General features: G+C 66.5%; 14 protein-coding genes and 1 pseudogene. 8 read left to right on the forward strand and 7 right to left on the reverse strand.

Features of this window, described 5'->3' with window-relative positions:
- Positions 1 to 8 precede the first annotated feature (8 nt).
- Together H7965_RS32060 and H7965_RS25970 are read right to left on the reverse strand one after the other, a co-directional pair.
- Positions 9 to 455: pseudogene (locus H7965_RS32060) on the reverse strand (transposase); the annotation flags it as partial.
- A gap of 12 nt (positions 456 to 467) precedes the next feature.
- The gene (locus tag H7965_RS25970) at positions 468 to 671 is read right to left on the reverse strand and encodes a hypothetical protein (protein WP_186773454.1); all 204 of its coding nucleotides are present in this window, start codon (positions 669 to 671) and stop codon (positions 468 to 470) included.
- Positions 672 to 876: 205 nt separating this feature from the next.
- Here H7965_RS25970 and H7965_RS25975 point away from each other — a divergent pair, with 205 nt between their 5' ends.
- Positions 877 to 1,584: a response regulator transcription factor gene (locus tag H7965_RS25975; RefSeq protein WP_186773455.1), complete on the forward strand. Its 708-nt coding sequence runs from the start codon at positions 877 to 879 to the stop codon at positions 1,582 to 1,584.
- 605 nt (positions 1,585 to 2,189) lie between these two features.
- Here the strand turns inward: H7965_RS25975 and H7965_RS25980 are convergent.
- The 4 genes from H7965_RS25980 to H7965_RS25995 form a co-directional block, all read right to left on the reverse strand.
- The gene (locus H7965_RS25980; protein ID WP_186773456.1) at positions 2,190 to 2,510 is read right to left on the reverse strand and encodes a hypothetical protein; all 321 of its coding nucleotides are present in this window, start codon (positions 2,508 to 2,510) and stop codon (positions 2,190 to 2,192) included.
- A 203-nt stretch (positions 2,511 to 2,713) separates the two neighbouring features.
- Positions 2,714 to 2,986, reverse strand: a complete 273-nt coding sequence (locus tag H7965_RS25985; protein ID WP_186773457.1) for a hypothetical protein — start codon at positions 2,984 to 2,986, stop codon at positions 2,714 to 2,716.
- Positions 2,967 to 3,587, reverse strand: a complete 621-nt coding sequence (locus tag H7965_RS25990; protein ID WP_186773458.1) for a ParA family protein — start codon at positions 3,585 to 3,587, stop codon at positions 2,967 to 2,969. Before H7965_RS25990 ends, H7965_RS25985 begins: the two co-directional genes overlap by 20 nt.
- A 102-nt stretch (positions 3,588 to 3,689) precedes the next feature.
- Positions 3,690 to 4,484 carry a hypothetical protein gene (locus H7965_RS25995; protein WP_186773459.1) on the reverse strand — a complete coding sequence of 265 codons (795 nt, stop codon included), beginning with the start codon at positions 4,482 to 4,484 and terminating at the stop codon, positions 3,690 to 3,692.
- Between the two features lie 224 nt (positions 4,485 to 4,708).
- On the opposite strand from H7965_RS25995, the gene H7965_RS26000 reads away from it, so the two are divergent.
- Positions 4,709 to 5,407, forward strand: a complete 699-nt coding sequence (locus tag H7965_RS26000; protein WP_186773460.1) for a recombinase family protein — start codon at positions 4,709 to 4,711, stop codon at positions 5,405 to 5,407.
- Positions 5,408 to 5,565: 158 nt separating this feature from the next.
- Here the strand turns inward: H7965_RS26000 and H7965_RS26005 are convergent, their stop codons facing one another.
- A complete protein-coding gene (locus H7965_RS26005) occupies positions 5,566 to 5,988 on the reverse strand; it encodes a tellurite resistance TerB family protein (protein WP_186773461.1) in 423 nt (140 codons plus the stop codon).
- A 474-nt stretch (positions 5,989 to 6,462) separates the two neighbouring features.
- On the opposite strand from H7965_RS26005, the gene H7965_RS26010 reads away from it, so the two are divergent.
- From H7965_RS26010 to H7965_RS26035, 6 genes are all read left to right on the forward strand, one after another.
- Positions 6,463 to 7,392, forward strand: a complete 930-nt coding sequence (locus tag H7965_RS26010; RefSeq protein WP_186773462.1) for a replication protein RepA — start codon at positions 6,463 to 6,465, stop codon at positions 7,390 to 7,392.
- Between the two features lie 104 nt (positions 7,393 to 7,496).
- Positions 7,497 to 8,399: a hypothetical protein gene (locus H7965_RS26015; RefSeq protein ID WP_186773463.1), complete on the forward strand. Its 903-nt coding sequence runs from the start codon at positions 7,497 to 7,499 to the stop codon at positions 8,397 to 8,399.
- 419 nt (positions 8,400 to 8,818) lie between these two features.
- The gene (locus H7965_RS26020) at positions 8,819 to 9,124 is read left to right on the forward strand and encodes a hypothetical protein (protein WP_186773464.1); all 306 of its coding nucleotides are present in this window, start codon (positions 8,819 to 8,821) and stop codon (positions 9,122 to 9,124) included.
- On the forward strand, positions 9,121 to 9,666 hold the full coding sequence (locus H7965_RS26025; protein WP_186773465.1) for a hypothetical protein: 546 nt from the start codon (positions 9,121 to 9,123) through the stop codon (positions 9,664 to 9,666). Before H7965_RS26020 ends, H7965_RS26025 begins: the two co-directional genes overlap by 4 nt.
- Positions 9,663 to 9,950, forward strand: coding sequence for a hypothetical protein (locus tag H7965_RS26030; protein WP_186773466.1), 288 nt, complete (start codon positions 9,663 to 9,665; stop codon positions 9,948 to 9,950). Before H7965_RS26025 ends, H7965_RS26030 begins: the two co-directional genes overlap by 4 nt.
- Positions 9,950 to 12,304 carry a hypothetical protein gene (locus tag H7965_RS26035; RefSeq protein ID WP_186773467.1) on the forward strand — a complete coding sequence of 785 codons (2,355 nt, stop codon included), beginning with the start codon at positions 9,950 to 9,952 and terminating at the stop codon, positions 12,302 to 12,304. The genes H7965_RS26030 and H7965_RS26035 overlap by 1 nt, the downstream gene beginning before the upstream one ends.
- The last annotated feature ends 144 nt before the right edge of the window (positions 12,305 to 12,448 follow it).

Here is a 12,448-nt window from a genome sequence, read left to right on the forward strand (position 1 = left end):
GACCACTCCTATGACCGGTCTCGGCCGCCTCCGCCTCGATCTCCAACGCCACCTCCGCCGCATGCCGTAAAGCGACACGGCATCATCAGCAGGGCGTTTCGCAAGGTGAGGTCAGGACGACGGTTACCCTTGAACCCGAAGATGCTGCGCTGGCCACGCCGGGTGAAGCCGGCCTCGGGGTCCTTGGTGGACACCTCGCCCTCGCTCCGCGGCGGACGGACGACCGCCGCCTCGACCAGCGTCGCGTCGATCAGTGTGCCGGCCTTCAGCACCAAGCCCTTGGCGTCGAGTTGGCGGTTCAGCTCGGCGAACAGCGCCTCGGCGAGGCCGCGCTCGGCCAGCGCAGCGCGGAACCAGCACAGCGTGGTCTCGTCCGGCGTGCCGTCGTCGAGGCCGAAGCCGCAAAAGCGCCGGAACGACAGCCGGTCGGCCAGCGCCTCCTCGAGACCGGGATCGGAGAGCTGGTATCACTGCGCCAGCAACAGCGCGCGGAACAGCGCCAGCGGTGGATAGCCGGGCCGGCCTGTGGGCACGCGCAGCGGCGCAAGAAGGCGCTCCATGGGAGACCAGTCGATCAGGTCGAGGATGCGGTCCAGCCGGCGATTGGACCCCACACCCGCCGGCAGCAGCGCCTCCGCCAGGCTCGCCTGTCCGATCCGACGCTGACCCATCCCCGCCCCGCCATTCTGTCACGAGGCGCAGCGAATCAGCCCATCGCCCGTCCAGCGAGGCGTTTCGCAGAGGTCTCAGTAAGCGTGTCTAACAGCTATATGTTTCACATATGATATATTAGTATGGATTAACGTTCTGGTGCCGGCTACCACCCTGAGGAAGCTCCCGCTGGGTTGGCGAGGGGTTGTCTTCCTGAGGGTTCTAATGGCCGCCCGCCCAATCCTGATCGTCGAAGACGACGCTACACTGCGCGCAACCCTGGCCGAGCAACTGATCGCTGATGGCAGCTTCCTCCCCGTCGAAGCAGCTAGTGTGGCGGAGGCCGCCGCCAAACTCTGTTCCAGTGATGCCTACTTCGATGCCGTGTTGCTCAACATCGGCCTACCCGACGGCGACGGCCGCGACCTGTGCGCCAAGCTGCGGCGCGACGGCATGAAGATGCCGATAATCATGCTGACTGGCGCGGATGCCGAGCACGACGTGGTCCGCGCCCTCGACGCAGGGGCCAATGACTACATCGCCAAGCCGTTCCGGCTGAACGAGCTGCTGGCACGGCTGCGCGCCCAGCTCCGGGTGTTCGACAATTCGGAGGACGCATTCTTTCCCATCGGGCCGTACCTGTTCCGCCCGAGCGCGCGGCTGCTGCTGGAGCCGGCGCGGAACCGCAAGGTGCGGCTCACCGACAAGGAGGCCAAGATCCTGAAGTTCCTCTACCGCGCCGGCGGAAGGCCAGTGCCGCGGCGGATCCTGCTGAACGAGGTCTGGGGCTACAACAACACGGTCACCACCCATACACTGGAGACCCACATCTACCGCCTGCGGCAGAAGATCGAGCCGGACCCGTCGCAGGTGCAGCTGCTGCTGACCGAGCGCCGCGGCTACCGGCTCAACACCGCAGCGGGGGAAGTCTGACCAATACCGCTCCTGTAACCGCAGCTTCGCGCTAACAGGCGGGCGATCGCCTCAACCCAGCTACGGTCTATTTCGGCCTGTGTGGGCCGCACAGGCGCCAGGGGCGACGGGGATGGCCGCAGCGCCACCGACCGGTGACGGCTTTAGTGCCCGTTCTCTAATAGGGGCTTCCAGGTCAAGCACCGAAGTGGAGGCTGACCGCTACCGGGGTCACGGTTCTCTCCGGGGTCGATGTGGTCCGCCCCATGATGGGGTCAGGGGTGTGACACCGCGATGTTTGCGACAGCCTGATCAGGCGGGGTACGCCGGACCGGCCAACGGGCCCGCTAGACGGATCACCATCCGGCCGCAGCGGCACCCGGTCGAGAACCACAACGAGTTTGCCAGCGGCAAATAGGCCAGAAATCAAATCGTTCCGTCCTTGCCTATATCTTGCTCGCTGTCGCTCATGCCGCTCCGATCGCTACCGCCCCGCCGGAACGCCCTCGCGGGAATAGCGCCCGGGGCCACCAGGGCAACCTGGATTCTTCGAGTTCAATCCGTAGCTGGGCGCTCCGCGATCTCTGGCCCCGCAGGCTGCGTCAATACAGCACCGCATCAACGCATCATGCAGCAGCCATCACAGGCTGCTCTGCGACCACATCGTCGGCCCAGCGGGCAAGGAAGGCGATGCCGTCTTGGTTTCTGGCGAAGTAGATCAGAGCGTCGGTGCTGTCCCGCAGCATTACGCTCCATCGGGTGCCTCCAAGGCCAAGATTGGCGTAGCACCAGGCGAGACAGGCAGGGAGGCGGGAGGGGCGCTCATAGTCTCCGAGGCCAAGGCGGGCGAACTCGCTGCGCGGAATCACGACCCGGGCGACGAAGACTTCAGAGAAGGTGCCATCGGGCAGGAACTCACCGCCGAAGATGCCGCTTTCCAAATGCATTGCGTTTCCTCACGTATTCGTGAGGAACGGCATATCGCAAATGCTTCGCCGTCGGTAAGTCCCGAATTTCATTCATAGATATTCTACTTATAAGTTCATATCTGTGTGGATAGCCCGCTTAGCCTGAGAGGTAGCCTGTACGAGCTTGCTTGCCTCGATGCATCAATACATCAGTACATCCGCGTCTAAGCGTATTACCGAGCCTAGCCGCCTTGCCGATCCAGATACTCCGCCAGCGCCGCCTCAATGACCGCTTGGTGCGTGAGCCGCCGGCCTGTCCGATCCTCCACCCCGGCGACGTAGCGGCGGAGGCGGCGATACTGCTCCGCCGTCAGGCGCAGGCTGAGGGTATGGGCATAAGCCTTGTTCCCGCTCGGCGGGGCCTCGGAAGTTGGCGACGGGGCTGCCGGTGGCATCTCGGGGCCGGCATCCTTCGGCACGGCGAGCGCGCCGAGATCACCCCTGGGACGTGGCATCACTTTCCCCCATTAGCTGGACTGCATAGGCGTAGAGCGCGGCAGCTTCCTCCGCCGCCTTGCCGGTAAACTCCATGGCCGCCTGCCCTGCGATTGCGGCAGCAGGGAAGTCGGCACGGAAGGTCATTTGCGCTGGGGCGACCCGGCCGAGGGCAGCGAGCTGGCGCGCGGCCCCATCGGTCAGTCGAGATCGCGGCGGAACCTGAGACAGTACGAAGGCCCATGCCGAGTGCTTCGCCAGGCTGCGCGCGATCGGCGCTGCGGCGAGCAAGTCATCGGGCGTTGGCCGCACCGGCACCAGGACTGCATCCGCCAGCGCCAGCAGGCCGGGCAGGAAGGCCGGGGTAGCCGGCGGGGTATCGACCACCAGCCAATCGACCCCAGCGGCCCGGAGCGGGTCGAGCGACGCGCCGGGGGTGTAGCGGACCAGGGCAGGCGCCTCAGCCTTCCGGCGCTTGTACCAGCCCGAGGTTGTGCCCTGAGGATCTAGGTCCGCCAGCGCGGCCGAGCGACCGGCCAGCGACGCCGCCACGGCGATCTCTCGGGCCAGCGTGGATTTGCCGCTGCCGCCCTTGGGAGTGTGGAGGACCAAGATTTTCATCTGGTGGGGAAGCTACCTGAGATCGGACCAGGATGCACTATGCGTCAAAGCAATGATGCAAGGCTGCGTTGAAGCGCTTCAATGCATGCACGCATGACAGGGCTAGGCCGCCTTTTTGGTAGCACGAACCCGGGCGACCTTCTTCTCGATGACCATCGAGCCCTCGACCAGCTTGGTGACCTTCAGGTTGATTTGGATGTTGTGACCCCTGGCGAGCGCCTGACGCGAGAGCAGGAACAGGGCAGCGATAGCGGCGAGGGAGATGGTGAGCGTCACGAGCGGCCATAGCCACCCGGGCGCTGCTCCGGCAGTTGGGGCGGGGAACGGCGTGGCTGAAGGTGGGGTGGGTGAGGGGGCCGGGCTGGCAGGCGCGGGTGGAGCTGGCGCTGAAGGCGGCACGTCCGGGCTGGCGGGCAAGGGTGGGGCCTGCACCAGTTTTGATACGTCAAGCATCCAAAAAGCGGCGGCAAACCCTATGACCATGAGAGCAGCGCCGCCCGCGAGTGTCCAAGGCAGCCAAGACGCTTTCGGCAGCGCCTTCGGTGCCAGCACCGGCTCAGGCACCGGTCCGGGCAGAGTGAGTTGCGGCGAGGGCGGGATCGGCGGTGGCGAGGAAGGCAGAACTAAGCGCCGCCGCCCCGCCTCGTTCAGAATAGGAACCGGCGGGGTAGTGGGCTGCAACGGCGGGGGAGTTGATGAGGCCGGGGCATTGGGAGAAGCAGATGCTGGTGGGATGTCGAGCCGCTTGAGAGCGAGTTCTGCGTCTGCACCCACGCGCGACGCCGCGTAGCGCAGCAGGTCTGCATCGCCCTCGACGAGGATCTCGCCTGGCTCGGGGGCTTCAATCGCGGCATTCAGCTCCGTGATACTGCGCACTCGGAAGACTTTGGATGCCATTTGCCGCCTCCCCGCCGAGGGAAGGTTGTCATGCAGCGGTCGTAGTAGCCACTCCGATTGCAATGGCTCGACCATCTGCCGCCACTTACCGTCCATGGACACACCACCACACCGGACAACATTCCTAGTACGCATCGATGCGTTGATGCGTTTATGTGCTTGATGGAAAGCGAAATGGGACATAAACACAAACCGTCAAATGGACGTATGGAAACGTAAAATCCATGGCTGCTACCCCTGCTTTCGTCGCCTACTACCGTGTTTCAACCGATAAGCAGGGCAAGAGCGGCCTGGGCCTGGAAGCGCAGCGCGAGGCGGTGGCGCGGCATGTCGCCAGCGTCGGCGGTGTCATCGCGGCCGCATTTACCGAGGTGGAGAGCGGCAAGCGCAACGACCGTCCCGAGCTGGCGAAGGCGCTGGCCGCTGCCCGGTCCCGCCGTGCCACCCTGGTTATCGCCAAGTTGGATCGCCTCACCCGCAACGCCTGCTTCCTGCTGTCCATCGTTGAAGGCACGGGAGAGGGCGGCGTTGTGTTCTGCGACCTGCCGACCGTGCCGGCCGGTCCTGTGGGGAAGTTCCTGGTTACGCAGATGGCCGCCGTGGCCGAACTGGAGGCCGGCTTGATCGCGCAGCGGACCCGCGCTGCTCTGGCAGCCGCCAAGGCGCGCGGCGTGAAGCTGGGCAACCCACAACTACGCGCTGGCACCCCGGACGCTGCCCGCGCCGCCGCTGCCGCCAAGGTACGACAGGCTGCTGCCCGTGCCGCCGACCTGGCGCCGATCCTGGCTGAAATTCGGGCGGCGGGCATTACTACCCTGGAGGGCATCGCCAAGGCGCTGACGGCCCGAGGCATCGCCACCCCGAGCGGGCGGGGCGCATGGCATCCCGCCACCGTCGCCCGGATCGCGGCGAGGGCGATTTAATGGCCTATGGCCTGCCCATCTGCACATGCTGCGGCTATGTCCGGCGCGGCAGCCTATTCACCGAAACGCGGCCGCCAAGGTCCAACTATGAGCAGCCGATACGTCAGCGCATAGTCTTGCCAGGGTATTGCCCTGGCGAGACGTGAGGCGCTTCTGGATCAGCGGTCCAGCACCGCGCGATCGTTCTTGGCGACCAAGGTGCGGAAGTGGGGCGTCAGCTCGGCTTCGGTCAGGCCGAAAGCCTCTGCGAACTGCATCACCAGTTGCTGCTCGCCCTGCTCCGCCTCGCCGTCGGCCATAGCGCTGTCGATCATGTTTAGGACGATGCAGAGCTTCTGCTCCGGGCGCAGGCGCGGCGCGGCATCGGCCAGGAACTGCGCTGGCTGCGTGGCACGGACATAGCGCAGGATGCTGTCCATCTGCTGGCGCGAGGCATTGCGCCCGAGCACGGAGACGAGGTGGCCGATCTCCTCCTCATCCATCTCCCCATCCGCGCCCATGCAGTAAACCAGGGACACGACGAGGCAGTTACGCGGCGTCAGCTCGAGCGACGCCGCCTGCGACTTGAACAGACCAAACATGACATGATCCCCCTAGAGCGGTCCCGGCGCAGGACGCCGTCACGCGCAGGCTCCTATAGCAAGACCACAGCCAAGTCAGTGAGGCGGCCGCTCAGAAGGGGTGGCTTTCGGTGGCGTGCGGCGGCGACGCGGCTGATGCGGCTGGATCGGACATGGTTGGGCGGAGGTGGCGCGCGGCGCCTGAGGGTGCAATCGGGTGTCCCGGTGGTGGCGCCGGACGACGGCCCGACAATTATCCTGTGGGGTTTGGTGACGCGCAAAGCATTCATCCACAGACTGGAGCAGTTACCCCGTGGGGTCTGGTGCCGGCTTCTGTGGGGCAAGGTGACGCAATTCGCGGTTATTCCGTGGGGTTAGGTGACTACTACAACTAGTAGATACTACTAGTCTTTCTAATAGCTCCGTCAGCAAACCCCACACTTGACGGGCACGAGATCAACCGACCACTGTCCACCGGGGGACGGGGAAGTAGCCGTGGGGGACATTCATCGCCTGGTCATTCAGCATGGCCGAGAGAAGGCCCGGGAGATGGTGCCGGCACGGCATCGTCACCTTGTGGACGTGGCGGCCGAGGTGCTTGCAGATGAGGCCCAGAACCTCGGCATCACCTACTCCGGCTTCTGCCTGACTGCCTTCCCCCATAAGCGGCTGGCCGATGCCGATGTTTGGGAAAAGCGCGGCCACAACGTGACGCTGCTGGTTGAGCCGGGACGCCTGAAGGTTGGCCCCGGCCCTGCCGAGCTGTTCGGCGTACCCTATGGCGCTCGCGCCCGGATGATCTTGATCTACTTGCAGACACAGGCCGTCCGCACCCGGAGCCGGGAGGTACGCCTCGGCCGCTCCATGCGCGATTGGATGGGCCGTATGGGGATGGCGGTCGGTGGTGAGACGGTCCGGGCTCTACGCGACCAGGCGCGTCGGATCTCGGCCTGCAGCATCAAGTTCTTCTGGACCACCACCGATGAGGCCGGCCGCGCAAGCGACAGCTTCGAGCGCGGCGCCATCGTGCGGAATGGCCTGTTTTTCCGCGAGAATGATGGTGACCAAGGATCGCTGTTCGAAGACGTGGTGACCCTGGATGAAGCCTTCTACCGGGCGCTGAGCGACCACCCCGTGCCTTTGCTCGACAGCGCGATCCGCCAGCTCTCCAACCAGTCGATGGCGCTCGATATCTACGTCTGGCTGGCCTACCGCCTGCACGCGTTGGGGCAATCGACCTCAATCACCTGGGCCTCGCTGCACAACCAGTTTGGTCCTGGCTTCCGGCTAGTGCGGCAATTCCGGCCGCACTTCACCGACGCCCTCGCCGCAGCCACCGCAGCTTACCCGGACGCCCGCGTAGAGGTAGGGGAGAGCGGGGTCACTCTGCACCCGTCACGGCCACCGGTGCCTCGCATCACTTGAGCTGAGGGGCGTCACCAGACCCCACACTTGGCAGCTGATTTGATTTGCGGGGCCGCCACATAAATACTTGCGCGTGAGGGGGGAGGGGTGTAGGATTGATCTAGATGAATGGGACCGACGCGCTTGCAGAATTCTGCCCCGCTGCCGAAATCGCACCAGCGACCGGCGAGGGGTACGTGCGGTCACTGCGGGGCGAACGGCGCGACCTGTGGCCTGACGCACCCCGCGGTCGGGGGAGCCGACGGGTCCATCTGCAGGTCCACCACATAACCAACCTGATGCTGGCCCTGGCCGACCCGATGCCGATCAACGCGCCGGCCACTGTGGACAGGCTGAGTACACTGGTGCCGATTCACACGACGGAGCGCCACCGGGTCGAGGTCGGTCAGAGCTTTGCCGAAATCAGCCGGATCATCCGCGCCGAGTTTGAGTACGCTACACTAGGCGAGATGATCGACAATACGCTACGGATGCTGGCGTGCATGGGCCCGGAGCTGCGCGCTGCCACCGAGGCGGCGGCAGAAAAGACGGAGTGGCAACTATCTCTCACCCCGTCCATCCCTGTGGCTCGCCTCACCCATGTTGATGCCACAGGCGTTCTTCATACGGTGGAGTTCGCAGCACAAGGCGCCACGCAGGGCGATTTACCGGGCTTCGCGCCGCCCACTAACCGGGCGCGGGTGAACCGGACTACGACGATCCCATTTGCCTTGCTGGTTGTCTCTGCAGGCATCGTTGCCGATGCCGTCGCGGCCGAGTTCGCCGCCATACAGACAACTCCTGAAAGCGAAAACGCCGCCCCTGGCAGGGCGGCGCCTCACGAAAACCAGCCGCCCCATACTGAGCGACCCGGTCCACTTGACACCCGGGAAGTTAAGGGGGCGGGCGAAGATCGGCAACCGCCATCTGCCAGGAAAAGCGCCCGCACGGCTGGCAACTCATTCACAACTGATGAGAGGCCACCCGATGACAGCCGACCGTATCCCTTTGACGCTGCTGCCGCTTGAGCTGCGCCGCCTGACCGGAGGCTCCCCACCATACCGGAGGATCTACAACGCAGCATTGGATGCGCGCTTCCCTGCAGAGCGGGACGCGGCGCGCTGGACGGTCGCGCGGGCTGATCTTCCGAAGATCGCCGCCGCCCTCGGCTGCGCCGCCACCTCCGCCATCGCTGCCTAAAAGCAGTCAGGCCCGCCAGCCTAACCCCTAACCGCGGCAAACGAGCGGGGGCGAGGCAGAGCGGGCCTGAGCAAGCGATGACGAAGCCATACCATGGCGCCGCTACCGGCCGCCAGCCTTCTCCGCAACCGGCCCTGCACGGCCGCGCGCTCCCGCGCCCTGAGCGCCTCACCCCCAACCATGAGCGCGACCTGGCGCGCTACGTCACCCGCTGGTGCAACCGGGCCTCACGCCGAGGGCGCGGCGTATGAGCGCCTCGCCCTTCACCCTGGCGCGGGATGCCGTGGTCCGGATGCACATCCAGGACCGCCTATTCCTCGTCTGCATCACCCGCCCGCCGCTGGCCGCGACGCCTGAAGCAATCTTCGGCCCGGGCCGCGGACTGATGCATGCCTTCCTGACCCACGACGCCGGGTGCGATTGGCCCGATGCCACCGGGGTCCAGCTGATGGACCGCGCTCTGAGCAGCGACGGCGCGGCGATCCTCTCCTTCCTCACCCTTGGTGACGCCCTGAGCGCGCAACAGCGGCTCCGCCGGGCGGTGGAGGCATGAGCGCCCCCGGCCGCAACCGGACCGAGGACGCTGGCAGCACGCTCCGCGTCGCCGAACCGGGAACCATCTCCGCCTTGATGGCGATCCAAGGCGCTGCTGGGTTCGGGTTCCGCAATCCGATCTACCGTGCAGCCCTCGCGGGCGAGATCCTGTTGCACGAGACGCCGCCCGGCGCACGGGTAGCCAACAGGCTGCTACAGCCAGAGCGCGGGCCGCTGCTGGTGGTGCTGGGCGATGACGGGGACTTCACCCCGGGCCCGGCCGGCTTCCCCCAGGCGCGGCGCCTCCTGGCGTGGGCTGCGGTGGTGATCCTCCACAGCACCGGAGGCCAGGAACACCATTACCAGCTCACCGCCGAGGCAACCGCGGCGGAACGGCGGGTGCTGCTGATCGAGACCGCCACGGCCCGGCACTCGGCATGGGCCAAGGTGATCGTCCCGGAGATCCTGCGACGCCGTCGCGCCGGCCTCAAGCAGATGCGGGTGGTGGACATCGGCATCCGACCGGGGGAAGCGCCGCACCCGACTGTGAGCCGGGCATGACGGGCGAATGCGGCGGCAGTGACCTGCTGCAGCGCATCACCGTCCGCCCCTTCGGCACTGACCGCGCACTGGCATCGGTGACGCTGCCCACAGTCCGCCTGGCCGGGCTTTGGGCGAGGCGCGACGCGGCCGGCAAGGTGAAGCTGACCGCTCCGATGATCGCCGGTGGTGGTGGTCGAGAATACCCCGCCTTCGCACTGCAGCCCGGGTTCGCCGAGCGGATAGCCGAGGCGGCGGATGTCGTGTGGAAGCGGGCCACGGCGGCAGAGCGGGGGCGCTACTGATGCCGCCCTCAGACAGCCTCACCATCCTGCGGCCGGTGGACCATCGCCGCATGATGGCGAAGGAATACGCGATCAGCCCCAACGGGATGGTGGTAAAGCGCGAGTTCACCGAGCCCAAGCACTTCTCAGTCACCCGCCGTGAGGTGGACGGCATCGAGGCGCTGCACACGGCGCTGGTAGAGATCGAGCGTGACCCCCGGGCGTGCGTGATCCGCGGCGAGCCACGCCCCGACACCGACCTGACGCGCACCCGCCGGGTGAAGAAGGGCGAGGCCGCGACGTTCGACGACGTGCCCCGCCGATGGATCATGGTGGATGCCGACAAGGTGCCGCTACCGGCCGGGACCAGTGTGATTGACGATCCGGCCGACGTGGCGCGGTTCTTGGTCGAGCTGTTCGCAGGCTTCGCCCCTGAGCTGGAGGGTGTGACGGCGGTGGTGCAGTTCACCGCCAGCGCTGGCATCGGAGAGATGGCCGAGGCCGAGGCCGCCGCCGGCATGAAGCCGCGCTGGGCCGGTGTCTCGAAGCCCGGCAGTGGCACCGGCGCGCACCTCTGGTTCTGGCTGACCGAGCCGCAGGGCGAAGCCGCGCTGATCCGTTGGGCGAATGCGATCAACGCCAAGGTCGGACACAAGGCAATCGACCCCATGGGGCTGCGCACTGTGCAGCCGCACTACACCGCCGGCCCCGTGTTCGGCGCTGGGCTGCGCGATCCGCTGGCAGGGCGGCGCACGGTGCTGGTATGGGGCAGCGCCGACGCGGCAACGCTTGAGATCCCCGCCGAGCCCGTGAGGCCCGTCTACAGACCCGGTGCAGGCAGCGGCACCAGCGCTGCCGGCATTGGCTTCCCTGCTCTCCTGGCGCGCATTGGCGACCTGGTGCATGGGTTCCACGGGCCGATCAACGCCGCCATCGCCAGCTACATCGCCACCAACTGGCCGAACCCCGACGTAGACGCGCTGATCGAGCTGCTGCGCGGGCGCATCCTAAGCGCTGACCCTGGCGGCCGTAGCTCGGCCGAGATCGAGCGATACGCTGACCCCGGCAACCTCCGCGCCCGCATCGAATGGACGATGGACCGAGAGCGGGAGAAGCACCAGGCCGAGCAAGCCGAGGCAGCGCGGCCGGTCGAGCCGACGTACCCTGACCGGGGTGTGCCCCTGGCTGAAGCGCAGCGGGTGGCAGGGAAGGCGATAGCAGGCTTCGCGGAGAAGATAGCCAACGGCGAAACGCCGCAACTGCTGATCGCCGTCACGGTCGGAGGCGGCAAGACCTTCTCCGCTATCGACGCGCTGCCGGCCTTGTTGGCCGCGGGCGAAGCGGCAGGGCGTGGCCCGGTGCTGTTCGCGCACCCCCGCCACAAGCTTGGCGACCAAATCGCGGCTGATGTCGCCGCGCAGCACCCGCACATCGAGGTGGCGGTGTGGCGTGGGATGGACGCCGACGATCCGGAGCGACCGGGCGAGAAAATGTGTCGTGACCCGGAGCTGTCGGGCGCTGCGAGTGCAGCAGGCCAGGGCGCGACAGCCGGATGCGCCGCCTGCGTCTTCAATGCAGGGTGCTCCTATCTCGCTCAAGAGCGCAATAACAAGACGGCTAAGGTCCACGTCGCACCGCACCAGGTGCAGTTCAACGCGCCCTTTTCCGGATGGCCTCGGACCAAAGTGGACGGCAAGAGCGTCCCGGTTCAGCCCACTGCCTGCATCGTGGATGAAGACATAAGCGGCGCCGGCCTCGGCGGCATGGATGAGCGCCCGGTGCAACTGGCCCTGTCGGCGCTGCAATCGGAGGCCACGCCGAACCTTACCGGTGCCGACCGCGAGCGGCTGCTGTACCTGCGGCGCCGAGTGCTCGAAGCCCTCACCAACCACCCCCCGGGGCCGCTGTTCCGTGAGGCTGTGGAGTGGATGGGCGAGGCGCCGGACGAGCTCACCGGCCTCAACGCGGCGCGTGAAATGGCGCTGTTGGAGTGGGCCACCAAGCCGCAGGTGAAGATCGCCAAGAGCGCTACCCGCGCCGAGGCAATAGCCGCATTCGGTGACGCCGCCGCGCAGGGGTTCACCCGACTGCGTCCGAGGCTGGCGGAGAGCATCGCCGTCTTCCTCGCCAGTGGAGACGCGCGCAGCGTCAACGTCACCCTGGTCCCCGAAGCGGATCTAGGCCACGGCGCGGGCACCGGCCCCGCCATCCAGTTCACGTGGCGGAAAGACTTCCACGATGCATGGCAGTCGGCGCTGCTGCTCCTGGATGCGACCGGCCGCCCCGAGATCCTACGGCATTGGGCGCCGAACCTTGAGGCGGTGGAGATCGAGGTACAGGCGCCGCATCAGCACGTAATCCAGGTGGCAGAGTGAACCGCCCCGGGTTTGCCGGAGGCTTCAAACCTTGAGAGGTTGGAGCCATGACGAAGAAGACGTCGAACCGGTTTTCGCCTGAGGTGCGGCAGCGAGCGGTACGGATGGTGCTGGACCACGGAGGTGACCACGCCTCGCAGTGGT

The organism is Siccirubricoccus deserti (genome assembly GCF_014283215.1).
GTDB lineage: Bacteria > Pseudomonadota > Alphaproteobacteria > Acetobacterales > Acetobacteraceae > Siccirubricoccus > Siccirubricoccus deserti.

Bases quoted from the DNA above. Each gene is read 5' to 3' on its own strand.
- H7965_RS26030 (WP_186773466.1), top strand. From the start codon at position 9,663: ATGACGGGCGAATGCGGCGGCAGTGACCTGCTGCAGCGCATCACCGTC.
- H7965_RS26020 (WP_186773464.1), top strand. From the start codon at position 8,819: ATGAGCGCCTCGCCCTTCACCCTGGCGCGGGATGCCGTGGTCCGGATG.
- H7965_RS26000 (WP_186773460.1), top strand. From the start codon at position 4,709: ATGGCTGCTACCCCTGCTTTCGTCGCCTACTACCGTGTTTCAACCGAT.
- H7965_RS25985 (WP_186773457.1), bottom strand. From the start codon at position 2,986: ATGCCACGTCCCAGGGGTGATCTCGGCGCGCTCGCCGTGCCGAAGGAT.
- H7965_RS26035 (WP_186773467.1), top strand. From the start codon at position 9,950: ATGCCGCCCTCAGACAGCCTCACCATCCTGCGGCCGGTGGACCATCGC.
- H7965_RS25975 (WP_186773455.1), top strand. From the start codon at position 877: ATGGCCGCCCGCCCAATCCTGATCGTCGAAGACGACGCTACACTGCGC.
- H7965_RS25990 (WP_186773458.1), bottom strand. From the start codon at position 3,587: ATGAAAATCTTGGTCCTCCACACTCCCAAGGGCGGCAGCGGCAAATCC.
- H7965_RS26025 (WP_186773465.1), top strand. From the start codon at position 9,121: ATGAGCGCCCCCGGCCGCAACCGGACCGAGGACGCTGGCAGCACGCTC.
- H7965_RS25970 (WP_186773454.1), bottom strand. From the start codon at position 671: ATGGGTCAGCGTCGGATCGGACAGGCGAGCCTGGCGGAGGCGCTGCTG.
- H7965_RS25995 (WP_186773459.1), bottom strand. From the start codon at position 4,484: ATGGCATCCAAAGTCTTCCGAGTGCGCAGTATCACGGAGCTGAATGCC.
- H7965_RS25980 (WP_186773456.1), bottom strand. From the start codon at position 2,510: ATGCATTTGGAAAGCGGCATCTTCGGCGGTGAGTTCCTGCCCGATGGC.
- H7965_RS26005 (WP_186773461.1), bottom strand. From the start codon at position 5,988: ATGTTTGGTCTGTTCAAGTCGCAGGCGGCGTCGCTCGAGCTGACGCCG.
- H7965_RS26015 (WP_186773463.1), top strand. From the start codon at position 7,497: ATGAATGGGACCGACGCGCTTGCAGAATTCTGCCCCGCTGCCGAAATC.